Raw genomic sequence first — 24,489 nt, forward strand, 5'->3', positions numbered from 1 at the left:
TTTCCTTTGAATTTTTATTTCCGTTTCAGAAACCTTTCTTTCGAAAATTTTTATTTCACAGCAAGCACAAGCTCGTAAACCGGTTTCAGAGTGATTTCATCCATTTGAGCAATCCTTTCAGATGACGTTTCGCTCCAGCCGGCCATGGTGGTTTGACTGTTGACCGTCTGCCCTTTTCGGATCGGCGAAATATAGAGATACATGCCTTTGTCCAATAAGCGCTCTTCAAATGCCTTCAAACCGATCTCCCAGGTCTTATTATTTGAAAAATTATCGTGAATCAGGTCCCCGTCGATAAACGCGTTCCCGATATCCCCTTTATAATTGATCTGCAGAAGCACTTCCTTGATGCCTGTGAAGCAGTCTCCCGAGAAGAAGATTGCAGCCCGATTCTCCTTCTTATGCTGCACTTGAAGGCTGCCCGTGTAACGGGGAACCTGGAAACGGTAGGCTGTAAATAGGCCTTGCTGATTACGGTCTGTGAGCTCTCCGGGTGAACACATCGACAAGCTTTCAATATCCGGAAAAATCTGCAGATCCACCTGCTCAGAGCCAGGCGATTCAAGGCGAATTAAATCCCCATCGACTAGCAGAGCGGATGAGGTCAGAACTGCATGCTCCCTCCCGTTGATTCGAATCTTCCAGAACTGCAGACTTTCCGAATCGGAGAGCGTGACCAGATGAACCGTTTCTCCGGCCGTGCCTCTCAGCGAAACTACCTCTCCGTCTGCAGGAAGAATGGTAATCAAGCCGCCGATCCCTGTGCCCGGTTCTGTCCGGCCGCCCGTCCATTCAGCAAGGGATGAGGCAGCAAATACATATTCAGCCGTCATTCCTTTAGGGCGTGCAAAGAAATAGTATCCTTCCCCGTCCGCTTCCAACCGGGTGATCAGCTGTGCCGCTGCGGACTCCAGCAGAATGCCGTCCAGATTGAACCGGTACGGAAGTATGGCATAGCTGTCTTTGGCAAGCCGTAAATCCCCGTTCACAGGAAAGCGGATCTCCCTCTCTGCCGTCTGGACCGTAACTCCCCCCTCAATTTGGAGGTCATGGGTTTCCGCATGGTCCTGGTAGTTGTTCAGGAAGAGCAGGCCCGAGCCGTCAGCTGCCCGGACTGCATAACGGAGTGTCCCGGTATCGTTAGGATCCATCTGCGATGTGTCTCCCGGCAGGATCGTCTTCGTCCGGCAGAACCAATCTTGATAGGCTTCAAAAAAATAATGCTGCAGCCTCGTCCGGTGATACGACTCTCTCAGCTGGCCAAATTCGCCGATACAGGCGTTAAAATCATAGGAGATTTTTGGTGTGGCCAAATCATTAAGAAAAACATCCCTCTTACCTTTGGGATTGGAACCCCCGTGGTACATGTAGTAGCCGATCAGATTACAGCCTTCCGCCACTTTGATGCCCGTCATTGCCGGTACGCTGATGTAGGGAAAGTCAAACCGGTACTTGTAGAAAGGGGTCATGCCTCCGCCCATTTCACAGCAGGCGTACGGATAATCCTCCGGAGTATACGTTGGCTCAAAGTTATAGGACGACGGAATATCGTTATTATGTTTGTCACGGAAAATATACTCAGGCGTTGCCGGATGCTCCGTAACCCCTTTAAACCGGTCCACTTCGTAATAGATCCAGGGCCACTGGGAATACCCGCCCCAGAGCGGCAGCATCTCACCAGCGGGAGCGTTGGCTCCGCCCCAGCCGGTGCAGGTGTAGATGGGGGTGTCGATGCCCACCCTGATCGCGATTTCTTTTAATTTCAAGAGATGGGCTTCCCCATCCTCCCCCGAAGTCATCCACTCGTTATTGATTCCGGTCGTGAGCGCCCACTGGGCAGCGGAGTGGCCGTGTTCATTTTCCAGCTGCGTGCCGATCACAGGTCCGCCCTCCTTGAACAGCAGCCCCTGGACCTGAAGGCTGATCTGACGGTAGAGCTCTTCTACATAGACCAAATATTCCTCGTCATTGGAGCGGACCTCGAACGGACGGCCGTACAGCCAATCCGGCAGGCCGCCATTGCGCATCTCGCCATGATCAAAAGGACCGATGCGGATGATTACATACAGCTCATGTTTGCCGCAGAGCTCGATGAACCGTCTTAAATTCCGGCGGCCTTCCCAGTCGAAGACGCCCTGAATCTCTTCATGCACATTCCAGAAAATATAGGTGCAGACAATGTTGATGCCGCCCATTTTCATCTTGAGCAGTTCGTCCTCCCAGGCTCGTTCGTCATATCTCGAGAAGTGAAACTCCCCGCAAATGCCGAAGAAGGGGCTGCCATTTCGCTGCATAAAATAGTTCGTAAAGCTGATTTCTTCTCCGGCAGGGCTTTTGCCCTTCATATAGTTCTTGTTATAGTCAATTACTTTGTGATCCTTGCTGGCATCAATAGAGTAGCCCGGCATATGAATAAACCTCCTAGTATTGAGTCGGCTGTAAATGAATAGATGCGCCTGTATGACTGCAATCCAGCTTCAGCACCTCTTCGAACTCGGCCTGTGCTTCCTGCTGTCTGCCGAGTCCAAGCAGTCCTAAACCTCGCATGAACCGGCAGTGAATCACATTCTTCCTGTTCAAATCTTCATCAAAGACAAGGAAGTCCGGAAGCGAGACGGCAAAATAGTCCATTTTCACATCGTCAAACAAATGCTTCTCCGCATAGTCGATCAGCTTGTTAAACCTGCGTTTGGCCTCATGTTCATGGTTCAGCTTCTGCCAGGCAAGCCCTTGGTAATAAATCATTTCCGGCGGCTGGTCGTTATAGAACATTGCGCTTGCCGGTTCCTCCAGTCCTCGTGAGGCTGCTTGATAAGCGGCCCGCGCCTCTTCCTGTCTGCCCTGCCCTTCGCAGGCAAGGCCCAGGTAATAGTAAATATGATTCTCCTGAGCACCGGCCAGCTTGCCTTCTCCGAGATTCGGCGGGTAAACCAAGGCCTGCTTAAGCTGTTCTTCCGCCATCTTGAATTTCCCTTCAAAAATCTGCTGTTTGGCCAATTCGACATGGGCCAGCACATATTGGCCTGTCACCTTGCCTTCGCCGCCTTCCCAAGGATGGAAGTTCCGCTCAGCCAGGAGACGGACAGCCTCCTGATGGTCACCGGTCAAATTATGCAGCGTGATGTATTCCAGGTACAAATCATCGCGTTCGGCGGCAAGCGGTGCCCGTTCTTTCAGAAACTCCAGCCGGCTGATTGGAGACAGCCCGATCTTCTTGTACAGCTGATCAAGCTCGAATAGAACGCGGGCGTCGTGCGGGCTGCACGCCAGTGCCTTCTCAAGTGAAGCCTGTGCGGCTGCAGCATCCCCCAGCTTATTATAATAGGCTAAAGCCAAATTCCGGTGAACGACTGAATAGCTGTCATCTATACTGCGTGATTTCTCCCAGTGCTGGACTGCCTCCAGATGGCGCTTCTTGTCATAGAGCAGATTGCCTAGATAATAATGCGCTTTGGCATCTCCAGGATTTGCTGTTATAGCCTCTTCCAGCACCTGAAGCTCAAACAAGGTATTCGGGAAGCAGTAATCAGGACTAAGCTGCTCCCCGGCACTGTAACAGCTGAGCGCTTCATCCTGCTGTCCGAGCCTGCTGTACAGATAACCAAGTGAATAGTGAATCATGGGATACGCCGAGCTGTTCAGCAGGCGCAGCACCTTCGCAGCGTCTTCATACAGCCCCGCATCCGCGTAATCAGAGGCAAGCGCCAGGTAATTTCCTGGCTCATCGCGCAGCAGCGCCTGAAGCTGGCCAAGCGCTTCGGCAGTTTCAGATTCCCGTCCCAAAGCTTCATTTAGCAGCCACAGCTCGAAATAGGATCCAAAATCGGCGGCGTCCAGACTTGTTGTTTCTTTGGCGAAGTGCTCGGATTCAGCTAATCTTCCCAGCTTACGGAGCAGTGCTGTTTTCAGGCTGCGGGATTTGTAATTTCGTGTATTCCGGACCAGAGAGCGCTCAACCAGCTCCAGCGCTTCTTGATATTTTTCCTGTTCGGCCGCGATCTGCGCCAAGCTGAAGTACCCGCTGTCCTGCCATGCAGCACTCCAAACCGCTTTATACAGGGAAGAGAACGCTTCCTCCAAGCGTCCTTGAAGCTTTAAGCTGAGGCCAAGCTGATAATACGCCTCCCCGTCATACGGATTTGGATTCCGCCATGTGATCCGCTTGACTGCCCTCCGGAAATGCCGCTCGCTCTCCGCGAACAATCCCCTCCGCAGCAGCAGAACGCCGTAAGCCGTGTTGATCCGGCTGTCCCCCTCATCCCGCTTGAGGCCCTCGAGATAATACGGCTCTGGATCAAACGTGGCGTGCCGGTACTGCTCCAGATGCAGACCTGCCAAATACAGCTCTTCATTGGTGACCAGCTCGGACGGCTCAAGCAGCGGTTTGGCTGCATCGGGCACCGGTTCAATCGGTTTAAGCTTTGGAGCATAGGCCACTAGCAGCCGGCCCTTCGCATCTTTAACGGTTAATTGCAGCTCATGCTCAAGAACGTCCTCCGGGAGGGTGACTTCGGCTTCCAGCGTTTGTGACGGTGACAAATCCAGCCTGCGGGAGAATAGGATTCCTTTAGGACCAGACAGCTCTACCTGCGCATCTTTATAGATTGAGGTGGCATACGCGCAAACCTTTGCGGTGCCCTGCTCTTCGCTTACCTCAAGATTGACGGCCGCCTCGGCGGTTGCATTTTTAACGATTCCGATATTCTTATAAGGCATGAAGTATTGGATAAAAGTCTTCTCCTCATACGGCTGAAGCCAGGTAAAATCCGGCTGGTTGTCTGTAAAGACACCGGTCATCAGCTCGATGTAGGGGCCGTCCTCATCTGTCAAATTACGATCCCAGGCCTGTCCGAAATCTCCATTGCCCCAGGTCCACTGTTTCTTGCCGGGCGAAATATGATGGTTCGCTACATGCAGAAGTCCGGCTTGCACCGAATGGTCGTAACCGCCGACAAAATCATAATCCGATTTGTAAGCCATATAGGAGGTCGGCACCGGGATGTTCTTGTACCGGGAGATATCAACGCCGGAGGAGTAATCCACTTTATAGTAGGTTCCGATTGCAATCGGAAAACGCGAGACATCCCGCTTGCCATGATCAAAGACCGCAGTTACATCCGGCGGAAAAACCGACTGCGTATGATCGTTAACCGCTACGGCCGGATTCGCCCACCAGAGGAAGGTTTGCGGCTCCGGGGTACGGTTATACAGCTGGGCTGAAATTTCCAGATAAGCTTTATCCGGATACAGCGTGAAGCCGGCGGTCACCTTTGTTCCATACATCCGGTCGATTTCGCTGACCCACACGGTTGCACTGCCGTCCTCCTTCTCCTCCAGACGGTATTCCACCGGACCGAAGGTGTTGGGTCTGTGATGCTGAGGCCAGTTAAATTCAATACCGCCTGAAATCCAGGGTCCGGCAAGCCCGACGAGCGCCGGTTTGATGACCCTGTTGTAATAAACAAAGTCATAGTTATTAGTTCGGTCTACCGCGCGATAAATCCGGCCGCCCAGCTCCGGCATGATTTCAAGATGAAGATAGTCGTTCTCCAGGAAGACCATCTGATAGGAAACCGGCTTCCTGCTGTCCTCAATCTTGTCAATGACAGGGTGAGGGTATACCTTGCCGGAGCTGCCCTGGTATACGCGTTTTTCGAGAAACATCGGATTTTTATTAGGTTCGCCTGCGGCGTATGTCGGAATCGTTACCGCTTCTTCCCAGATCCTTGTTCGCGAGATTGTTTGGGTCAATGCAGTCCCTCCTTTGCAATTGTTTAACTTCTGCTTCAACCTTACAGGAACGGGGATACGGCCACAATCCACGAAGTTCGGATCATCATGGACTATTTTCGGATTCGGGATTATATTAAATTCAGGATTATATTTGATTCAAGATTATATTGGCTTTACTTTCTTGACTGCCGGATTTAGGAGGAGGATTATTTGCTTATGAGAAAAAAGGATGGCTTCGATGCGGAGAAAATCCTTGTTCTGCCCGCCTATTTGCTCGAACAGGTTGCTGCCCATCCGATTACCAGGCTGTTTTATGTAACGGACATCGGCTTTTTCCCCAAGGCCCATTATCATTACCGAGAACGCCCGGACGGCAGTGAAACCTTCATTCTGATCTATTGCGCGGAGGGTGAGGGCCGTGTCTCCATAGACGGGGTTCAGCATGTGCTGGGCAGCCGTCAGCTTATCGTTATTCCAGCCGACACCCCACATTCCTATTGGGCAGAAAGTGCGGCACCATGGACGATTTACTGGTTTCATTTCAATGGAGAACAGGCCGGAAGTTATGCCGCCTTGCTCGGAGGCCGTCCAGGCCCGCTGACCCTTTCACCGCAAGATTCCGAGAAGTTTATCGCCTTATTCCATCAATGCTTTGACTTGCTCTCAACCGGTGAGTATTCCGTTTCACGACAGATTCTAGCCATGCAAACGGCCGCTTATGCCATCAGTTCACTGGGACTTTTAGTCGATCGGGCAGAAGAGGACCGCCAGATGCAATACATCCACAAGGCCATCCACCTCATGAACCTGAGACTGGAGCAGACCCTGACTTTGGATGAAATCGCCCAGTATACCCAAATCTCAAAGCAGCATCTCAATCATCTCTTCAAATCCGAGGTTGGTTTTGCCCCGGTGGACTATTACCTTCGTCTGAAAATGCGGCGAGCAGGCCAGCTTCTGGATCTGACAACGCTCAGCGTGAAGGAGGTCTGCCATTCGCTTGGCTTCAAGGATCCCTATTATTTTTCACGGCTGTTTCACAAAATCATCGGGATGTCGCCTACCGACTACCGGAACAAGCTTAAGGGCTGAGGGGAGGTCAGCCTTGCAAACGCCGCTCCTATCGGGACGGAACCAGAACCAGATGAGGCAATTTTATTTAGAAGCATTAAAGAAAAACAGCGGAACCACCAGCGGAAACAATTATGCTCTGCCAAGTGAAAAATATCGCTGTCACCTTCTTCCCGTCCTAATAAAATAGGAATGCTTTTTCCAAAGATATGTCTTTGCCGCGCAAATCCGGATACCATTATAAGGAGTTATTAAGATGCGACTAAGGGCCCTGCCTCTGATTCTGTTACTGTTTCTGCTCGTGTCCTGCGCTAAGGCCTCAGTCCCTTCGCCTCGAACTACACTTACTGAAGACGAACCTTCACCAGCTCATCTAAAGCTCTATGTCGCCACAGACCTGCATCTGCTGGCCCCCTCTTTGCACGATAACGGAGCCGCATTCCAAACCTACATCCATAGCGGAGATTCTAAGCTGCTTCAATATTCGGATGCTTTGATGAACGCCTGGGTGGCTCAAGTTATCCGGGACCATCCGGACGCAGTTGTTATCAGCGGCGATTTGACGAATAACGGCGAGAAAGAAAGCCACCGCTGGCTGAAGGATAAGTTAAAGAGTATTGAAGATTCCGGCATTCCTGTCTACGTTATTCCTGGTAATCACGATATTTCCAACCCTTGGGCAAGAAACTTTCGCGGTGATCAGCAATATAAGGCCGCGTCCGTCACACCGGAAGAGTTCTCGACCAACTATGCTCCCTTTGGTTACAGCGAGGCCTTCGAAACCGACAACGCCTCCTTAAGTTATGTAATTAAACTAACCAAAGACTTATGGTTACTCATGCTCGATACGAGCCAATACAGCAATAATCAAGCTTTAGGGTACCCGCAAACCGACGGAGAGCTGGCTTCTTCGACACTTGCGTGGGTTCAGCATATCGGTGAACTTTCAAAATCGAATGGCGCAAAGATCATCGCGGTCATGCATCATAATCTGTTTGATCACAGTGATTTTTCGAGCAGCGATTTCACGCTAAATAATAACGGAGAGACATTGAACGTATTGGAGCAATCGAATATTCATCTCGTATTGTCCGGGCACATCCACATTCAGGACATTCAAACAAAGGATCATGTCTCAGATATCGCGACAAGCGCCTTTGAGGTTTACCCCCATCAATTCGGGGTTCTGGAGTATTCTACAGAAACCGCATCACTCTCGTACCATACCCAGCCGATTGACGTGGCCTCCTGGGCAGAGGCAACAAATCAAACCAATCCGGATCTGCTGGGCTTTGCAGCGTATGCGAAAGATTTTTTCCGAAACGCCTCCTACACAAAAGCAATCAAAGCGCTAGAAGGACAGGGTTATACAGAAACAGAGCAAGAGCAAATGGCCGCGGTCATGGCGGAGCTCAACCTCCATTACTTTGCAGGCACCATGGATACGGTGGATCCCGGAGTGCTTAAATCAGCAGGCATGCAGTTATGGCAAAACGCGGAGCCGCAATTTATAAAAAATTACGTCCTCAGCATGGGGAGCAAAACGACAGGAAACAATTCACTCACAGTGAATCTGTCCAGCGGAGCCGCGAGATAACAGTTAAGGCAATAAATACATCACGCTTCAAACGCGGCCAGCTTGGTGCGAATGAGAAGCTCACATAAATTCCCCGGGGTATTCGCACCTCAAATCTTGTCGAAAAATACGAGAAACAACCCTTTTAGGCGTAAATCCTAGATTATTCGATGCTAATTCCTTATGATAGATAATGAATATGTCTCTAACTCTTCTGTTTCTAAGATGAATGCGGGGCATTTTCGCTGTCGCACTCTACGTGAGTGCGTGGATTGAAATTCCCATGCCGTCCTGCGTGGGGTCGATATAAGCCTGTCGCACTCTACGTGAGTGCGTGGATTGAAATTAAGGTTAGCAGGAACACGATAAGCAAAGCTTGCTGTCGCACTCTACGTGAGTGCGTGGATTGAAATTTTTTCTCCCCTTGCTTATCCCAGTGCCATGCGGTCGCACTCTACGTGAGTGCGTGGATTGAAATTGCAGTAAACAGCGATGTGTGAAATGAGGTGACCTTGTGTCGCACTCTACGTGAGTGCGTGGATTGAAATATGCCGCCGATGATTCGGCTGGCGGTTACCCCGGGTCGCACTCTACGTGAGTGCGTGGATTGAAATTAATGTGATGATGGATACGGCCATTATTTTCAGCGTCGCACTCTACGTGAGTGCGTGGATTGAAATATTGTGGTTTACCGTAAAGAATCCCATTTGGAAAAGTCGCACTCTACGTGAGTGCGTGGATTGAAATCTGCCGCCCAAGCACGCAGCTCGGACAGTGTACCGTGTCGCACTCCGCATGGAGTGCGTGGATTGAAATACGAAAGGAGATTCCCCAATGGTTACAAGTCTATGTCGCACTCCGCATGGAGTGCGTGGATTGAAATCGGAAAAATAGTCTGGCACTGTTGAAGTCAAATGTCGCACTCCGCATGGAGTACGTGGATTGAAATGCCCTAAGGTGCCTAACGTCATACTCAACCAGGCGTCGCACTCCACATGGAGTGCGACAATTTTATGACTTTTTACATAAATACTGAGATCTGCATGCTTGGCTTGTGTTAAAGTTGGTCATGATATAACCTTATACAAAAGCTGCGCCTTCAAAGCTCAATTTTTTTGATATTAAACAGCTCTAGTGATTGATGAAGCCATAAAGATATGTTTGGATGTAAGTAGTTCTCGAAATACTGTAAGCCTTTTTTTGGAAAAATGGTGCAACTTTATTCCCCGCCATACGTATTTTTACAGAAGCGATTAAGCAGAATGGTATAGAAAGTAGAGGGATCAAGATTGGAAGACAAGAAGAAACCCGCCTATGTTGTGGGCAGCAAAACCTATACCGCAGTTGCCATCAATGCGGCAGCTAAAGCCGGTGAATGGATTAAGAGCCGCGTGGGCATTTATAAACAGCTGGATACCAAAACATCTCCGCAGGACCTTGTAACCGAGGTAGACAAGGGCGCTGAAATTATGATCCGCAAGCTGATTCAGACGCATTTTCCGGATCACGATTTTTTGGGCGAGGAGAGCGTTGAACCGGGCGCTGAGGCTTCTGCCAAGGCGGTTGCCGGGTATGCGGATTCCGATTATTTGTGGATCGTCGATCCGATTGACGGGACTACGAATTTTGTGCATGGCAATCCGTATTTTTGCGTCTCGATCGCTCTGGCGGTTAAAGGGGAATTGACAGTCGGCATTATCTATGACCCGATGCATGATGAAATGTTTGTGGCCGAGAAAGGCAAAGGCGCGTACGTGCATGGCAAGCTGATGGCGGTTTCCAAGGAAGCGGCATTGTCGGACAGCCTGATGGCCGTCGGATATAATCCGGATCGGAGCTTCGCGCTGCCGCTCAACATGAAGGGGATTGCAGCTTTGGCAACGGAGACAAGAAGCCTGAGAACGTTTGGTTCAGCGGCGCTGCAGCTGGCCTACGTAGCGGCCGGGCGGCTGTCCGGCTATTACGAGGTGGGTCTGAACGCATGGGACATTGCAGCCGGTGTGCTGCTGGTTACGGAATCAGGCGGTAAAGTCACCGATACCAAAGGCGGCACGTACACGCTGCAGACCAGACATTTGGCTGCTACCAATGGCCTGATCCATCAGGAGCTGCTGGAATCGCTGTCGAGATCGGAAGCGACAGGTCTTTAATGTAATGTGTGTTTCGAGTATCCTAACCTTTCATTATTTAGATGTAAGGAGGCTTTTTCGATGAACGGCGAGAAGGACAAGGAACTGGAAGAGAAGCTGTCGGAGCTTCTGACCGAAGGGGTAATGGAGGATGGAGCCGAAGCTGACCGCCAGGAAGAAGGGCGCAGACGGTTGTCCCCCAAATATGAGGTCCGCATTCAAACCACGTTTGACCCGGTTGTGGAGGAAACGCTCAAATATCGCAGCATGGCCAAGGAAATTGACGGCCGATATGATAAATACGTGAATGATAAATACGTGAATGATAAATACGTGAATGATAAATATGTGAATGATAAATACGTGAACCCGTCAGGCACTAAGCGGCCGGATGGCCAGAACACGGATGAGAACCGTTAAGCGGCGCGCCAGCGGGCGGCAGTCAGCGATCTTGTCCCGGGAACCTTCTGAAATGTTCACGAACCTCCGAGCAATCGGGGGTTCTTTTTTTTGCTGTTCATTCTCCCATAGCCTGTAAGCGCGGTATTTCCCTCAAATTAATATTTATTGACTTAAAAGGAACGCGGCAAGTAGAATACACTCACTGGAAGATAAAGACACGCCGTGTTTTTAAATTCAATGTATGAATCCAAATTAAAGGGAGAGAAGAAGACGGGATGAGAGGAATAAAGTTGAAACGCGCTGCCGGAAAAACAGCCGCCGGACTGCTGCTCGCAGCTGTCCTGGCCGTACCTGCGCAGGCATTTGCGGCAGGCAGTTCAGGGGAAGTTTATAACATCGTTGCACTGGGGGATTCGGTGACAGCCGGGTATGAGCCGGCTATGGCCGCGCAAACCAATCCGGTTCCTTACGGGTATGTCGACCGATTGAAAGAACAGGCCCTGTTCCATGGACGGACACAGCTGGTGAACGACGGCATTCTGGGCCTGACCAGCACGGGCTTGGCTAATTACACAGCAGCCATTGAGGCGGGAGCTTCTGTCACTGCGGACACGATACAGCCAGGCGTGGCAGATCCCAGAATTGATCAGTTTGCGGCAGGTATTTCTCAGGCCCAAACGGATATAAAGGCAGCCGATCTAATCACCATTACCATTGGCGGCAACGACATTAAGCCTTTGCTTGAGGAGGCAGCTACCCTCTCGGACAGCGACCTGCAGGACAAAGTGAAGACCATTCTGGACAGCTATTCGAGCAATGTTACCCAGTCCATCACCGCATTGCGCCAGCTGAATCCAAGCGCACTGATCGTCTTGGCTGACCAGTATCAGCCCGTTCCGGCGATAGCTTCGCAGGCGAATTACGAGAAGCTGGAGAAGGCGGCGGCCTTGTATACTGCAGCGGTGGATGCTGTAGTGAGCCAAACGAATACGGCTGCCGGACCAGTTAAAGCGGCGCACGTTGCGGAAGCATTTGTGGGCCATGAGCTGAGCTACACGCACATTTTGGAGGGCGATATTCATCCGCAGCAGCTTGGATATGAAGAGATGGCCAAGGTATTTTCCAATGTCATTTGGGGTGAATACCGCCAGACGCAGGCCGCACTAGGCAAAGAGTCGATTTCCATCGTGATCGGCGGGCAGGAGTGGAGCTCGTCCAATAAGCCGATCGTCAAGAACGGCCAAACCTTCGTCGCGATCGGCGACATCGTTCAGGCAACGCATGCGGTGTCCAAATGGAACAGCAAAACCAGCACCGTAACCGTCACGCTGTCCGGACGCACAGTCACGATTCCGGTAGGTTCAACCACCATCCAAGTGAACGGCACCAAGGTAGCCACTTCGGCTCCGGCGTTCCTGAATAAAGTGGGGACCAACTCCAAAACGTATGTGCCGCTGGCTCTTCTGGCATCCGGTTTGGGCTTTGACGTGCAGTACAGCTCTCATTTGAAGACCGCATTTATTAATCTGTAATCAGCAATCCTATAGCGTATATTTCCGACAAAAAGCCTCTTACCGGGGATGGCCCATCCATCCGGTAAGAGGTTTTTAATGTCCGGCGGCCGGCCGCCGGCCGCTTGCAGATTACCAGGCAAATATTCCGTTCTCGTCCAAAAATTCGCCGTTGCGGCGCTTTCCGTCGGTCGCGTAGCCTACAATGATAGCCGCTCCGGCTTCCTTGGTTTTCCCGCCAGGGGCGTTCCCGTTTAAATCCGTAGTCGTGAAGCCGGGGGTTACGGCAAACACTTGAGCGCCGCTGTTTCTGACTTCATAAGCCATCGAAAGCGTCATGGCATTGTTCGCCGTCTTGGAGGAATTGTAGTCGAACGCGTTTAGGGTAGAGGCGGCATTTTGCATATGGTTAAGGGAAGCCATGTCCGTAGATACATTCACAACGGTGCCCTCATTCTGTTTGATCAACGGGAACAAACGCTGGTTCAGCCGGAAGGTCCCGAAGAAATTGACTTCAAACGCGCTGCGCAGATCTTCCTCTTTGGTTTCGGTAAAAGAACGGGAAAATGCGCCCGGCATACCGGCGTTATTAATCAGCAGCTGCAGGTCCGGGAAGTCCCGCTTGATCGTGTCCGCGGCTTGTTCAATGCTGTTCAAATCGGTCATATCAATCTGCAAAAATGCTGCCTCCAGCCCCATGGCTGCCAGCTCAGAAACGGCTGCTTCCCCCCGTTCGGCGCTGCGGGCGCCCAGAATCACTTTCCAGCCGGCTTCGCCAAGCTGTTTGGCGATCTCAAATCCAATGCCTTTATTCGCTCCGGTTACAAATGCGGTCTTCTTCATTCCAATCCCTCTTTCGTTATAGTGGTTTCTTCTGACGATTACAGGTTACTATGCTACACTTAGTGTAGGTCAAACCTTAATTTTCTAAAAGTGAGGACAAACATGTTAACGATCGGACAAGCGGCTAAAGAGGTGGGACTAAACATAGGGGCGATCCGGTTCTATGAACGGAAAGGGCTTCTGGAGCCGGCTGCCCGGAGCGGGCAGAATAACCGCCTATATACGGAAGATCAGCTGAACTGGCTTATCTTTATCAAATGCCTCCGGGAGACCGGGATGAGCGTGGAGGACATCAAGAACTATCATGACAAGGTCCAGGAAGGGACCGCGACGCTGCCGGAGCGAATCCGGCTGATTCAGGAACAGAAGCAGAAGCTGCTGGAAGATATTGAACAGAAGAAAGCGCAGCTGGTTCACCTGGAGCATAAGCTGGAACGGTATTACCGCGGCGAAAATTATTAGGCGATCTGTAAATAGGCGATCTGTAAATAGGCGATCTGTAAAAAAATACGGCAGGCTCACCTCTCAACCCTTAGAAGGGGAAGAGGCGAACCTGCCGTTTCTTGTTATTTCATCCGTCTGAACGCCTCATGCGCCGCAGTCAGCGTCGCATCAATGTCTTCATCCGTATGCGCCGTAGTCAGGAACCAGGCCTCGTACTTCGAAGGGGCCAAGTTAACGCCCTGGTTCAGCATGTGGCGGAAGAAGGCCGCAAAGGCTTCGCTGTCCGTATCCTGCGCCTCATCGTAGTTGGTCACCGGATGACCGCAGAAATGAGTGGAGAAGGAGCCGCGGATCTGGTTGATCGTCAGCGGAATGCCGTACTGCGCTGCAGACGTAGCGAGACCTTCGGTCAACCGGGTCGCCAGGCGGTTCATTTCGTCATATACGCCCTCGCCCTGCAGGACCTCCAGGCAGGCGATGCCCGCAGAGATGGACGCCGGGTTGCCGGCCATCGTTCCGGCCTGATAAGCCGGGCCGAGCGGTGCCACCTGCTCCATGACCTCCTTGCTGCCGCCATAGGCGCCGATTGGCAGCCCGCCGCCGATGATTTTGCCAAGCGCCGTTAAATCCGGCTGAATAGCTTCATGATTGCTGAGACCGGCAAAGGTTTGGGCGGAGCCGTAATGGAAGCGGAAAGCGGTGATGACCTCGTCATAAATGACAAGCGCGCCGTATTCGCGGGCCAGTCTGCACAGGTCTTCGAGGAAGCCGGGCTTTGGCATGACCATGCCGAAATTGCCGACAATCGGCTCGACCATAACGGCGGCTACGTCGCTTCCCCACTTGTCCAGAGCCGCTTTCAACGCCTCAGCATCGTTAAACGGCACGGTAATAACTTCTTGAGCAATGCTGGCCGGGATGCCGGCGCTGTCCGGAATGCCAAGGGTGGAAGGGCCGGAGCCAGCGGCAACGAGCACCAGATCGGAATGGCCGTGGTAGCAGCCGGCGAATTTAATGATCTTATTGCGCTTCGTATAGGCGCGGGCGACGCGGATCGTTGTCATGACGGCTTCAGTGCCGGAGTTGACGAAACGAACCTTGTCCATCGAAGGAATAGCTTCCTTCAGCATTTTGGCCAGCTTGATTTCAAGCTCGGTCGGAGTGCCGTAGAGCGTGCCGTTCGCTGCGGCTGCCGCAATAGCTTCCGTAATATGCGGGTGGGCATGTCCGGTAATAATCGGGCCGTAAGCGGCCAGGTAGTCGATATAGCGGTTGTCGTCCACATCCCAGAAGTGGGCTCCGCTTGCTTTCTTCATGAATACGGGCGCGCCGCCTCCAACGGCTTTGAAAGAACGGGAGGGGCTGTTGACGCCGCCTACAATATGTTTGAGGGCTTCTTCATAAAGCCGCTCCGAATTAGGACGATTGGTGTGCGTGTTCAAGTTCATAACTTCCTCTCTTGTTTACTATGTAAAGCGACAACAGCGGGGGAGTGTTCCTCCCGCCGCTGTTCTCTATTATACCTTAATATGCAGTTTCATCTGAATATGCAGATTCGTGTGTTATTTGCGTGTCACGGGGACGGCGTCGGAGCAGCCTCCGCATCGTCGGTTCCGGAATTAGAGTCAGAGCCGGAGTCAGAGGCTCCGTCAGCTGAAGCGCTGGCATCCGGACTTGCCGAAGGTGACGCTTCCTTGTTCAGGGCGTCCTGCACATACTGCTTCAGCTCGTCTTCGTCTTTCACGCCGAGTACGGAGGCTCCGCCTACTTTTTCCTCTTCAAGAAGATCCATCGGAGGAATCTGCTCACTGGACGTCATCTGTGTTTTGTAACCGACGGAAGCCAGCTTCCACATGTCAGTCACGGACAGGTTGGTATCCACATAAGGGTTAACCTTATCGAGGATGGTCGGCAGATTCATGATGGAGGTGGTGTTCTTCAATTTGTCGGCCACTGCAGCCAGGAAATTGCGCTGGCGCTGGGTCCGCGCGAAGTCGGACATCGCATCATGGCGGAAGCGGACGTATTCGAGTGCTGTTGTGCCGTCCAGATGCTGCATGCCTGCCTTCAGATCAATGTCATATTGATGATCGTCGGCGGCGCTGGTGTAGTGCATGTCTTTTTCCACATTAAAATCAATGCCGCCGACAGCGTCAACCAGCGCAATAAAGCCCTGAAAATCCGTATAAACATAATATTGAATCGGAATTCCGAGCAGATCGGACACGGTTTTCATCGCGATGTCTGGGCCATGGGTGATGGCGGTATTAATCCGGTCTTTGCCGTGGTCCGGGATATCCACATAAGTATCACGCATAATTGAGAATAGAGAGCCAGTTTTGGTCACCGGGTCGATGGATGCAACCAGCATGGAGTCGGAACGCGGTACTTCGCCTTTCTGCAGGCCGCGTGCATCAACGCCCATAAGCAGAATGTTAACCCGCTCTGTGCCTTCCCATTTCGGCGGTTCATCGGCTTTGGTATGGCTGGGCTGGACTTGATAGAAGGGCGAATCTTCGCCTTCCTTGCTGAAGTTGTCAACCTGCCTGTAAATCGCGAAAAAATAATAGGCGGCAAAAGCCACGATCACGGCTAGTACCCCTATGACGGACCAAAGGGTGATCCGTTTTGTTCTCTTTGTCATTATGTTCGTCCTTTCTGCAAAAAGATCGGAATTACCGCTCCAATCGTGGCGTTTCTTCATATCTTTACATTATAATTTCTTTTGGAAATACAATCAATTTTCGCTTTTTTCAAAAATGGGAAACCTTTGGAGGGACAGGCATGGCTGAACAAGAACTACATGAACTGCAGCCGGGGCAGATCGTTCCGGATTTTACGCTTCCGTCGAGTACGGGCGGGAATATATCGCTTAGCGATTATCGAGGGCAGGCGGTTGTCCTCTATTTCTATCCGAAGGACCAAACGCCTGCCTGCACGCAGGAGGCGTGCGACTTCCGGGACCGGGCCGCTTATTATGCCCGTCATGGCGCTGTACTGCTCGGGATCAGCGGCGATCCTCTCAAAGCGCACAGCCGCTTTGCCGCGAAGCATGAGCTGCCTTTTCCGCTGCTGTCGGATGAGGATCACGAGGTCTGCCGGCTGTTTGGCGTCTGGCAGCTGAAGAAGATGTACGGCCGCGAGTATGAAGGGATTGTGCGTTCCACCTTCCTGATCGACAGGGAGGGCAGGCTGGTGCGCGAGTGGCGCAAGGTTAAGGTGAAGAATCACGCCGAAGAGGTGCTGGAGGCCGCCAAGCAGCTTGCCGAAGCGGGGCATTAACACTAACCCGGCCCGTATAACCTGACCAGTATAACCCGTCCAGCGGGAAAAGCTTAATCTATTTCTGCCCGGCATTTCTGCCCGGCAATTCTAGCAGACCGGGGCCGCAGCAGTGCGGTTTCCCGGTCTATTTTTTTTCAAAGTTATCCTTAACTATATTCAAATTTCATTCAGGCATTCCGGCAGGGAGGACGTGAATTTGCTTCTTATGAATTTGCTTCTTTAAGAATTTGTGGTCCGCTCCGGGGCAGGGGAATCCTTGGAGCTGGAAGCGAAAGGACCGCCCTCCTCCTCTTTGGCGGAGCTGCCTGAAACCTGCACCTGAACCTCCTCCTGCGGCTTAGCCGGCGAAAAGCGCGCTTTGTACATGCTGCGCAGCGAGCGGCGGCAGCGGTACAGGACGATGAGCACAATGGCCAGCAGGATGACGGCAGACGCAATGGCGGAATAGTGGGCAGCCAGCTCGAACATGTATTTCCACTGCGGGCCGAAGACTTTGCCGATGCTGACGAACAGAGCCGCCCAGACTAGTGCGCCCGAATAGGCGTACAGCATAAATTTGCGGAACGGCAGCGCGATCGATCCTGCAAAATACCCGGTAAAATGCCGGACTCCGGGAATGAAGTACCCGATAAAGATCAGGCCGGAGCCGTATTTATTAAACCAGACGCTGGTCTTCTCCAGCTTATGGGGCGGGAGGAAGAACCATTTTCCAAACCTGCGGAAGAAAGGCAGGCCGGCTTTGCGGCCGATCCAGTAGGTAATCGTGATGCCCATGGCAGTGCCGAGAAAGGAAAACAGAATCAGCAGCTTCCAGTCCAGCAGCCCTTTATAAGCGATGAACCCGGCATAAGCCATCGTGGTTTCTCCGGGAAAGGGCAGCGCAATAAACTCCAGCAGCAGTCCGATCCAGATAACGAAATAGCCGTGTTCCCGAAATAAAACCTCTAAGTCATGCACAATATTCATGATTATTGCTCACTCTCCAGATATCCTCCGAAGGCTAGTCTATTTTATCCGGGCGCTCCATATAATCTATCAAAGTCAAAGCTATTCTGCGGATGATATGGAGGTAGGATGATATGTATAGAAAGTCCTGGATAGTTATAATGGCGGCAGCCGCACTGCTTGCAGCAGCGGCATTTCTCGTTGGCGGGCCTGCCTGGGGAATCGGCGGTGTGTACAAGCCTAATTCCGCAAAAGCAGCCTCTTTAACCGGTTTAATAGGTTCAACGGGTTCAGCCCAAGCCTTTCAAGCAGCACCTGTCTCTTGGGCAGCTCAAACCTCTGAAGTCTCTCAAGCTGTTCAAGCCTCTTTAGTGACCCCGGCTCCTTTAGCAGCCAAAACGGCCGGCTCAAATGCAAAGACCGTATATTTGACCTTCGACGACGGCCCCAGCAAGCTGACGGCCGGCGTATTAAATATTTTAAACCGTTATAAGGTTAAGGCGACCTTCTTCGTGCTTGGCCAGCAGGCTCAGCATTCGCCGGAGCTTATCCGGCAGATTGAGGACGGCGGCCATGCGGTCGGCAACCACAGCTTTGATCACAATTATGACAAGCTCTACCACAATTTTAGCGATTTTTGGGGACAAATCAAACAAACGGAAGAAATCCTGCGGAACATTACCGGCAGCCGCCCTCAGCTGGTGCGGGCTCCGGGCGGTACATACGGCCATTTCGATCAAACCTACTTCTCGCTTATGGACCAGGCCGGCTACAAAGTGTTTGACTGGAATGTAGACAGCGGCGACTCGGCCCGCAAAGGCGTTCCTGCTTCGGATATCCTCAAACAGGCCACAGAGAGCGGCGGTTTGCAGCAGGTTGTGCTGCTGATGCACGATGGCGGCGGGCATGAGAATACCGTTAAGGCCCTGCCGAAGATCATTGAATATTATCAGGCTAAAGGGTATTCCTTTGCAACGCTTACGCCTGATGTCAAACCGGTTCAGTTCCGGGTCGGCGGGAGCATCCCTCAGAACCGCCAAGAGCCAAGCCAAGCCTGGATTGACTCGCATATAACCCCCAATGCTGCGCTGTTTGATTCAAGAATTCTGCCGCTGGCCCTCACCGCAGGAGGCGTTCAGACGGTCCTGAATGGCGGCGAGTACGAGATGAGCGGAGGCAGATTCATGGTGCCGCTGCGCACTACGATGGAACGGCTGGGCGGGAAGGTCTCCTGGAATCCGGACAGCGGGCAGGCCGAAGTGAAATGGGGAAAGGGGCGGCTTATGCTGCGGCCGGATCAAGGATTGGACGTGCACAGTTCCGGAAATACGCTCTGGGTCTCTTTGCGCAGCCTGCTTGAAGGGCTTGGACATCCGGTTGTGAAGGTGGCGAAAGCAGTGGACGGGTGGCAGGTCAAAGCTTCATGAGATCTGCTTATGGTCTATTTGAGGTCTGCTTGCGAGCTGTTTGAGGTCTATTTCGAGCTGTTTGAGGTCTATTTCGAGCTGTTTGAGGTCTATTTATTGAGAGAATTGGAGAGACTGGCTGATAGATTGTTTTCTCTGGATAGAAAAGGAGTGATCGGCTGTGGCCTCTTCAATGCTTCATGAACATGCGCATCTGTTACTGCAGCGTTTTGCGGACAGTCTGGATACGATTATCGTTGGTAAAAGAAAAGAGATTGAACTCACCCTCCTCGCCATGCTCAGCGGCGGACATGTCCTGCTCGAGGATGTGCCCGGCGTCGGAAAAACCATGCTCGTCAGAGCCATAGCCAAAGGGATCGGCGGCTCCTTCGGGCGGATTCAGTTCACCTCCGACCTGATGCCGTCGGATATTACCGGGGTGTCCGTGTACCGGCCGCATACCGGCGAATTTGAATACCGGCCGGGTCCGGTATTGTCCAATGTGGTTCTGGCGGACGAAATCAACCGCGCCGCGCCCCGCACCCAGTCAGCGCTGCTGGAGGCGATGGAGGAGCGGAAGGTAACGGTGGACGGGGTCAGCCGCCGGCTGCCGGAGCCGTTTCTGCTCTTGGCGACGCAGAATCCGCTGCAGTTTGAAGGGACTTACCGGCTGCCTGAAGCGCAGATGGACCGCTTTCTCATGCGGATTTCGCTGGGCTATCCCAGCGTGGAGCAGGAGATTCGCCTGCTCGGGCAGCAAAGTGACAGACATCCGCTGGATAAGATGCGTCCAGTGCTTCTGGCGGATGAAGTGGCGCTTATGCAGCGGCAGGTGCGGACGGTGACGGTCGATGATACCGTCAAACGGTATATGGTTGCCATAGCCGATGCGTCAAGGCGGCATCCCGGCATTGCGCTGGGCATCAGCCCGCGGGGAACATTGGCCTGGATGACGGCGGCTCAGGCCGGAGCCTATTTCAAAGGGCGGATGTATGTCATTCCGGATGATGTGAAGGCTGCTGCCGAAGCGGTGCTTGCCCACCGCCTCATTCTGTCGGCGGAAGCGAAGCTGGCGGGCAGGTCAGCGGAGGAGCTCGTCCGGGAGCTGGTGCTTGGCACCGCCGTGCCGATGAACAGCCAGGCTGCGGCGGGCGGTGCGTCATGAAGGCGGTCTGGGTCTGGACGTCCGCCTGGCTGGTCTGGGGGCTGATGCTGGCTGCCGTACTGGGGTACGGCGGGCGTTCGGCTCTTTTTATGCTTGGCGCGATGACGTTGATTCTGCTGCAGGGCATGTTAGCCAGATGGGCCGGTCCAAAGACCGTTACGGTCCGCCGCCGCTACTCACTGATGATGCCGCGCGCGGGCCAGCCGGTCGAGATGACGCTGGAAATACGGCTGGAAGGCGGACTCCCGCCAATCTGGCTGAAGCTGAAGGATGAATTCGGCGGCGGTGAACCGGCTGAGCACTGGATATTTGCCGGCTTCCGCCGCCAGCTGTGCTTCACCAGCCGGGCGGAAGGGCTGCCGCGGGGCCTGTACGGCCTGGAGAAGCTGACGGTCAGCCATACCGATCTCTTGGGATGGTTCCGCTATAAGCATTCGTTTATGGTCAGCGGCCTGCTGTCTGTGCTGCCGGTCCCGGCCCGCGGCATGGAAGGAAGCGCCGGAGGCGACGGATGCCAACTGGAGAACGCGCAGGCGGCTGAAGAGCGGACTGTGCTGTCAGGCCCGCCGGGGTATGCGGTCCGGGCCTATTTGCCCGGGGACCCTTTGAAGGCAGTGAACTGGAAAATCTCCGCGCGCCGCGGCGAGCTCACCGTCCGCGCACCGGAGGAGGATCAGGGCATTACGGCCCTGATCCTCCTGGATACAGATCCGGCCTCGTACCAGGCCGGAGAGCCGTCAAAGCCGGAGCCGGCTTTGACCAAGACCCCGGGCGGCGCCCAGGCAGCCGCCGCCCGCCCGGATGAGGCCGCTTCCATGTTCGAACGCGCCGTCTCGGCGGCGGCGTTCCTGCTGGAGGACGCGGCCTCCAGGGGCCATGCCGTATTGTTCCGGCATGGGGGAATGCCCAGGCTGTGCAGATGGAATCCGCACAGCCTGGGCGAGGGCGGCCCTGCCGAGCTGGCCGCCGCCCGTCTGGCCGCCGCTGCGCATGGCGGCCCGGAAATGCTGGCTGATGCGGTGCGCATCAGCCCGGGGGTGCCGGTGACCGTGGTCACCGGCTTCAGCGGCGGCCGTCTGTCTGCGGCCGCCGCCGAGCTGGGCGGACGCGGAATTCCCGTCCGCCTGATCTGCTGCGCCGCCCCGCAGGCGCCCGCCGGCTCTGCCGACCAGCCCGCCTGGCCTACCAACCAGCCCGCCGGGTCTGCCGCCCCGCAGGCGCCCGCCGGCTCTGCCGACCAGCCCGCCTGGCCTACCAACCAGCCCGCCGGGTCTGCCGCCCCGCAGGCGCCCGCCAGCTCCGCTGGCTCTTCCGGCTCTTCCGGCTCCGCCGCCCCGCAGGCGCCCGCCAGCTCCGCCAGCTCTGCTGGCTCTTCCGGCTCTGCCAGCTCTTCCAGCTCTTCCAGCTCTGCTGGCTCTGCCAGCTCTGCCGGCCAGCCCGCCGCCAGCCGCACCGGAGAGGAGGCGCAGCGAGATGGCCAAGATCGCGGCAAGTCCGAAGCGGATGTTCCGGCCTGAGTCGAAGCCAGCCTCAGCGGCGGCAGACGCTGATTTCTCATTCCGCCTCTATGCCGCTCGTCTGGCCGCCCGCCTCTGGTGCTCGCTGCTGCTGCTGGGAATGTTCCATCAGTGGCTCGAGCCGCTCAGGATCATGGGCAGCCCGGAGGGCAAAATATATTACGGCCTGCTGCTGGTTCTCACTGCCGGACTTTTGGCGGCCGGCAGTATCGGTTTTCCATCAGGCATGACGGCCGTATTGGCTTTGGCCGCTTTATGCCAGTCCATGGTTTATTTGTTCGGGGACGGCCGGGGATGGCTGTGGCTGCTGGACTTTGGCCCTGCCCTGGTGAAGGACATCAGCGCCTGGGCACAAACCGGCAGCATGGACGGGATCTCCCAAGCGTCCAGAGTGCTGGTGCTGCTGACCGGCTGGATTCTGCTGATTCTGTCGGTGCAGCTTCTGGCCCTAAATCGTCATACGGTTCTCCTTTTCTTAAGCATTAGCACAGTTTATTTATACGCGTTTGAATTAACCTCAGAGATAGATATGTTTTGGGCGATTGTGCGGGCGTTCGGATTCGGCCTGCTGCTGCAGTTCAGCGTCGTCTTTTTCCGTCATTCGGCAGCGGGAACGCCAGCCGGCATTGGGCTAGAACTTTTAACCGGAAATGAAGCTGGCCGCTCCGTCCGCAGAGGAGTCTGGAAGCCGGGCATAATTCTCGGGCTGGCGGCTCTGCTTATTCTTTCCGGAGTAACGGCATCTGCCGCGGCAGCCCTGCTGCTGCCCGTTAAGCCTTCTGAAGCTTTCAGCCTGAGGCAGGCGTTCAGCAGTCTTGAGGCCTGGGCGGATTCGCACCGGACAGACGGAATCCCTGCTGCTGTGACAGGGTATGAGGGCAGTGATAAGGAATTAGGGCGTCCGCTTGAACTGCGGAAAGAGGTTTATTTTACGGCTGTGTCACCTGTGCGCACTTATTGGCGCGGCCAGACGCTGAGTTACTATGACGGCCGGGGCTGGAGCGATCCGGAGGATGCAGCCGCCGCAGGCCAAGAGGCTGCTTCTGCACAGGAAGAAGAGAAGGAGCAGGCGCCTGCAGGCTCCATTGTTCAGAAGATTACCTTCGCCGAGCCCCAGCATGGAACGGTGCCTTTGTTCAGCGGAGGCGTGCTGCGCCAGGTTGAAAAGGTTGAGTTCCAGCCGGCACCCACGGATGAGCCGGAGCCGCCCGCCTATACGCTGCTGAAGGATCAATCGACGGAAGCCGCTTATATCAAGATGGCGTTGAGCGGCAGCGGAATTTATGGCTATCAGATTGAATCCGAAGTAACTCCGGACGCTGTCCGGGAGCAGGCGCAAACAGAGCCGCAGGCGGGATTGGCCGCCTCCCCCGACCCTTCCGAGGTCCGCTATCTGGACCTTCAGCTCCCGGCTGACCTGCCGGACTCTGTCCGGGAGCTGGCCCGTTCGATAACCGCCGGAACGTCCAGCCGCTATGCGGCGGCGGAAGCGGTGGAGAACTATTTGCTTGCCAATTATTCCTACAGCCTGGAGAGCACTGTTCCCGCGGAAGGACATGACTTTGTGGAAGACTTCCTGTTTCGGCAGCGGACCGGGTACTGTGATCATTTTTCGACCGCGATGGTTGTCCTGCTGCGGAGTCAGGGAATTCCGGCCCGCTGGGTCAAAGGCTTCGCTCCCGGTGAACCCTCAGGTTCGGACCAGTATACGGTGCGTTATTCCGATGCTCATGCATGGGTGGAGGTTTATTTCCCGAAGGATGGCTGGGTGCCGTTTGATCCTACACCGGGCTTTGGCGGAGCCGCATCTTTGGAGACATCGAAGGCCGCCGGCAGCTTGCAGAATGGTAATGAGCAGGCTGGGCAGCTGGATGGCATGCTTCTGGGGCTGCCATGGGACCAGACGATACGCCAGGCAGTTTCGATCTTTACAGCAGGTATAGTGAAGCTTGCTCAACTGGACAGACAGCTGCCGAAGGGAGCCGCTGCAGCAGGGGCAACGGCTACTCTGCTGCTTGGCCTCACCATAGCTGCAGTATGGATGGCGGGAGCCCGCAGGGCCCGTTACCGTAATCATGAACAGAATCATGAACAGACAGGCAAACCGGCCTCCCTTCAGGGCGCGGTGTCCGCGCACGGCAAACATTTCCCGGGAAAGCCTGAGCTGCTGCGTGCCGCAGACAAAGCCTGGGCGGGACTGCACAGGCGCCACGGCAGACTGGCGGAAGGCGCAACCGTCCGCGAATACGCCGAAGCTCTCAGCTTAAAGCTGGACGCAGAGGGCAGAGCGGAGATGGAGACCTTTTTAACCGTATGGGAACCCCTGTACTACGGCGGGAAGCTGCCTGACCGGCAGACCACAAAAAGCTTTTTAAGTACATGCCGGAAATGGGCAACATTATAGATTTTCGAGCTCCTGAACTTTCTTGACGTTGACTTTTGCCGTTGCGTATAATGATTCC

Annotated in this window: 17 protein-coding genes and 1 CRISPR repeat array; of the genes, 11 read left to right on the plus strand and 6 right to left on the minus strand. The window is 54.1% G+C overall.

What is annotated here, in order from left to right:
• Positions 1-50 precede the first annotated feature (50 nt).
• On the minus strand, positions 51-2,408 hold the full coding sequence (locus FCN15_RS02735; RefSeq protein ID WP_138493380.1) for a beta-galactosidase: 2,358 nt from the start codon (positions 2,406-2,408) through the stop codon (positions 51-53).
• 13 nt (positions 2,409-2,421) lie between these two features.
• Positions 2,422-5,751: a DUF5107 domain-containing protein gene (locus FCN15_RS02740; protein ID WP_238996473.1), complete on the minus strand. Its 3,330-nt coding sequence runs from the start codon at positions 5,749-5,751 to the stop codon at positions 2,422-2,424.
• A 198-nt stretch (positions 5,752-5,949) separates the two neighbouring features.
• Between FCN15_RS02740 and FCN15_RS02745 the strand changes: the two genes are divergently transcribed.
• The 5 genes from FCN15_RS02745 to FCN15_RS02765 all read left to right on the plus strand — a co-directional run bounded on the left by FCN15_RS02745 (position 5,950) and on the right by FCN15_RS02765 (position 12,443).
• Positions 5,950-6,825 carry an AraC family transcriptional regulator gene (locus tag FCN15_RS02745; RefSeq protein ID WP_138493381.1) on the plus strand — a complete coding sequence of 292 codons (876 nt, stop codon included), beginning with the start codon at positions 5,950-5,952 and terminating at the stop codon, positions 6,823-6,825.
• A 235-nt stretch (positions 6,826-7,060) separates the two neighbouring features.
• Positions 7,061-8,401 carry a metallophosphoesterase gene (locus FCN15_RS02750; protein ID WP_138493382.1) on the plus strand — a complete coding sequence of 447 codons (1,341 nt, stop codon included), beginning with the start codon at positions 7,061-7,063 and terminating at the stop codon, positions 8,399-8,401.
• 226 nt (positions 8,402-8,627) lie between these two features.
• Positions 8,628-9,127: a CRISPR direct-repeat array (repeat unit 32 nt; unit sequence GTCGCACTCTACGTGAGTGCGTGGATTGAAAT).
• Positions 9,128-9,669: 542 nt separating this feature from the next.
• Complete coding sequence (locus FCN15_RS02755; RefSeq protein ID WP_138493383.1) at positions 9,670-10,530, plus strand: inositol monophosphatase family protein; 861 nt, start codon at positions 9,670-9,672, stop codon at positions 10,528-10,530.
• Between the two features lie 60 nt (positions 10,531-10,590).
• Complete coding sequence (locus FCN15_RS02760) at positions 10,591-10,929, plus strand: hypothetical protein (RefSeq protein WP_238996474.1); 339 nt, start codon at positions 10,591-10,593, stop codon at positions 10,927-10,929.
• Positions 10,930-11,186: 257 nt separating this feature from the next.
• Positions 11,187-12,443: a stalk domain-containing protein gene (locus tag FCN15_RS02765; RefSeq protein WP_138493384.1), complete on the plus strand. Its 1,257-nt coding sequence runs from the start codon at positions 11,187-11,189 to the stop codon at positions 12,441-12,443.
• Between the two features lie 111 nt (positions 12,444-12,554).
• On the opposite strand, the gene FCN15_RS02770 is transcribed toward FCN15_RS02765, so the two are convergent.
• Positions 12,555-13,265 carry an SDR family NAD(P)-dependent oxidoreductase gene (locus tag FCN15_RS02770; protein WP_138493385.1) on the minus strand — a complete coding sequence of 237 codons (711 nt, stop codon included), beginning with the start codon at positions 13,263-13,265 and terminating at the stop codon, positions 12,555-12,557.
• A gap of 102 nt (positions 13,266-13,367) precedes the next feature.
• Between FCN15_RS02770 and FCN15_RS02775 the strand changes: the two genes are divergently transcribed.
• On the plus strand, positions 13,368-13,727 hold the full coding sequence (locus FCN15_RS02775) for a MerR family transcriptional regulator (RefSeq protein WP_138493386.1): 360 nt from the start codon (positions 13,368-13,370) through the stop codon (positions 13,725-13,727).
• A gap of 104 nt (positions 13,728-13,831) precedes the next feature.
• On the opposite strand, the gene FCN15_RS02780 is transcribed toward FCN15_RS02775, so the two are convergent.
• Both FCN15_RS02780 and FCN15_RS02785 read right to left on the minus strand, forming a co-directional pair.
• Positions 13,832-15,157: a glutamate-1-semialdehyde 2,1-aminomutase gene (locus tag FCN15_RS02780; RefSeq protein WP_138493387.1), complete on the minus strand. Its 1,326-nt coding sequence runs from the start codon at positions 15,155-15,157 to the stop codon at positions 13,832-13,834.
• A gap of 125 nt (positions 15,158-15,282) precedes the next feature.
• Entirely contained in the window at positions 15,283-16,353 is a 1,071-nt protein-coding gene (locus tag FCN15_RS02785; RefSeq protein ID WP_138493388.1) for an LCP family protein, read from the minus strand.
• Between the two features lie 140 nt (positions 16,354-16,493).
• Here FCN15_RS02785 and bcp point away from each other — a divergent pair, with 140 nt between their 5' ends.
• On the plus strand, positions 16,494-16,991 hold the full coding sequence (bcp, locus tag FCN15_RS02790; RefSeq protein WP_138493389.1) for a thioredoxin-dependent thiol peroxidase: 498 nt from the start codon (positions 16,494-16,496) through the stop codon (positions 16,989-16,991).
• 222 nt (positions 16,992-17,213) lie between these two features.
• Here bcp and FCN15_RS02795 read toward each other — a convergent pair whose 3' ends face one another.
• Positions 17,214-17,960 carry a DedA family protein gene (locus FCN15_RS02795; protein WP_138493390.1) on the minus strand — a complete coding sequence of 249 codons (747 nt, stop codon included), beginning with the start codon at positions 17,958-17,960 and terminating at the stop codon, positions 17,214-17,216.
• A gap of 113 nt (positions 17,961-18,073) precedes the next feature.
• On the opposite strand from FCN15_RS02795, the gene FCN15_RS02800 reads away from it, so the two are divergent.
• From FCN15_RS02800 to FCN15_RS02815, 4 genes are all read left to right on the plus strand, one after another.
• Positions 18,074-19,366, plus strand: a complete 1,293-nt coding sequence (locus FCN15_RS02800) for a polysaccharide deacetylase family protein (RefSeq protein ID WP_238996475.1) — start codon at positions 18,074-18,076, stop codon at positions 19,364-19,366.
• 172 nt (positions 19,367-19,538) lie between these two features.
• The gene (locus FCN15_RS02805) at positions 19,539-20,510 is read left to right on the plus strand and encodes an AAA family ATPase (protein ID WP_138493450.1); all 972 of its coding nucleotides are present in this window, start codon (positions 19,539-19,541) and stop codon (positions 20,508-20,510) included.
• Complete coding sequence (locus FCN15_RS02810; RefSeq protein WP_138493391.1) at positions 20,507-22,027, plus strand: DUF58 domain-containing protein; 1,521 nt, start codon at positions 20,507-20,509, stop codon at positions 22,025-22,027. Before FCN15_RS02805 ends, FCN15_RS02810 begins: the two co-directional genes overlap by 4 nt.
• Positions 21,984-24,431, plus strand: a complete 2,448-nt coding sequence (locus tag FCN15_RS02815; protein WP_138493392.1) for a transglutaminase-like domain-containing protein — start codon at positions 21,984-21,986, stop codon at positions 24,429-24,431. Before FCN15_RS02810 ends, FCN15_RS02815 begins: the two co-directional genes overlap by 44 nt.
• The last annotated feature ends 58 nt before the right edge of the window (positions 24,432-24,489 follow it).

It is taken from the genome of Paenibacillus pinistramenti, from assembly GCF_005869875.1.
In the GTDB taxonomy this organism is placed as follows: domain Bacteria; phylum Bacillota; class Bacilli; order Paenibacillales; family Paenibacillaceae; genus Fontibacillus; species Fontibacillus pinistramenti.

What these genes read in the sequence shown, in the direction of transcription:
- FCN15_RS02735 (WP_138493380.1), bottom strand. Translation starts at nt 2,408, where the DNA reads ATGCCGGGCTACTCTATTGATGCCAGCAAGGATCACAAAGTAATTGAC.
- FCN15_RS02745 (WP_138493381.1), top strand. Translation starts at nt 5,950, where the DNA reads ATGAGAAAAAAGGATGGCTTCGATGCGGAGAAAATCCTTGTTCTGCCC.
- FCN15_RS02750 (WP_138493382.1), top strand. Translation starts at nt 7,061, where the DNA reads ATGCGACTAAGGGCCCTGCCTCTGATTCTGTTACTGTTTCTGCTCGTG.
- FCN15_RS02760 (WP_238996474.1), top strand. Translation starts at nt 10,591, where the DNA reads ATGAACGGCGAGAAGGACAAGGAACTGGAAGAGAAGCTGTCGGAGCTT.
- FCN15_RS02765 (WP_138493384.1), top strand. Translation starts at nt 11,187, where the DNA reads ATGAGAGGAATAAAGTTGAAACGCGCTGCCGGAAAAACAGCCGCCGGA.
- FCN15_RS02770 (WP_138493385.1), bottom strand. Translation starts at nt 13,265, where the DNA reads ATGAAGAAGACCGCATTTGTAACCGGAGCGAATAAAGGCATTGGATTT.
- FCN15_RS02775 (WP_138493386.1), top strand. Translation starts at nt 13,368, where the DNA reads ATGTTAACGATCGGACAAGCGGCTAAAGAGGTGGGACTAAACATAGGG.
- FCN15_RS02780 (WP_138493387.1), bottom strand. Translation starts at nt 15,157, where the DNA reads ATGAACTTGAACACGCACACCAATCGTCCTAATTCGGAGCGGCTTTAT.
- FCN15_RS02785 (WP_138493388.1), bottom strand. Translation starts at nt 16,353, where the DNA reads ATGACAAAGAGAACAAAACGGATCACCCTTTGGTCCGTCATAGGGGTA.
- bcp (WP_138493389.1), top strand. Translation starts at nt 16,494, where the DNA reads ATGGCTGAACAAGAACTACATGAACTGCAGCCGGGGCAGATCGTTCCG.
- FCN15_RS02795 (WP_138493390.1), bottom strand. Translation starts at nt 17,960, where the DNA reads ATGAATATTGTGCATGACTTAGAGGTTTTATTTCGGGAACACGGCTAT.
- FCN15_RS02800 (WP_238996475.1), top strand. Translation starts at nt 18,074, where the DNA reads ATGTATAGAAAGTCCTGGATAGTTATAATGGCGGCAGCCGCACTGCTT.
- FCN15_RS02805 (WP_138493450.1), top strand. Translation starts at nt 19,539, where the DNA reads ATGCTTCATGAACATGCGCATCTGTTACTGCAGCGTTTTGCGGACAGT.
- FCN15_RS02810 (WP_138493391.1), top strand. Translation starts at nt 20,507, where the DNA reads ATGAAGGCGGTCTGGGTCTGGACGTCCGCCTGGCTGGTCTGGGGGCTG.
- FCN15_RS02815 (WP_138493392.1), top strand. Translation starts at nt 21,984, where the DNA reads ATGGCCAAGATCGCGGCAAGTCCGAAGCGGATGTTCCGGCCTGAGTCG.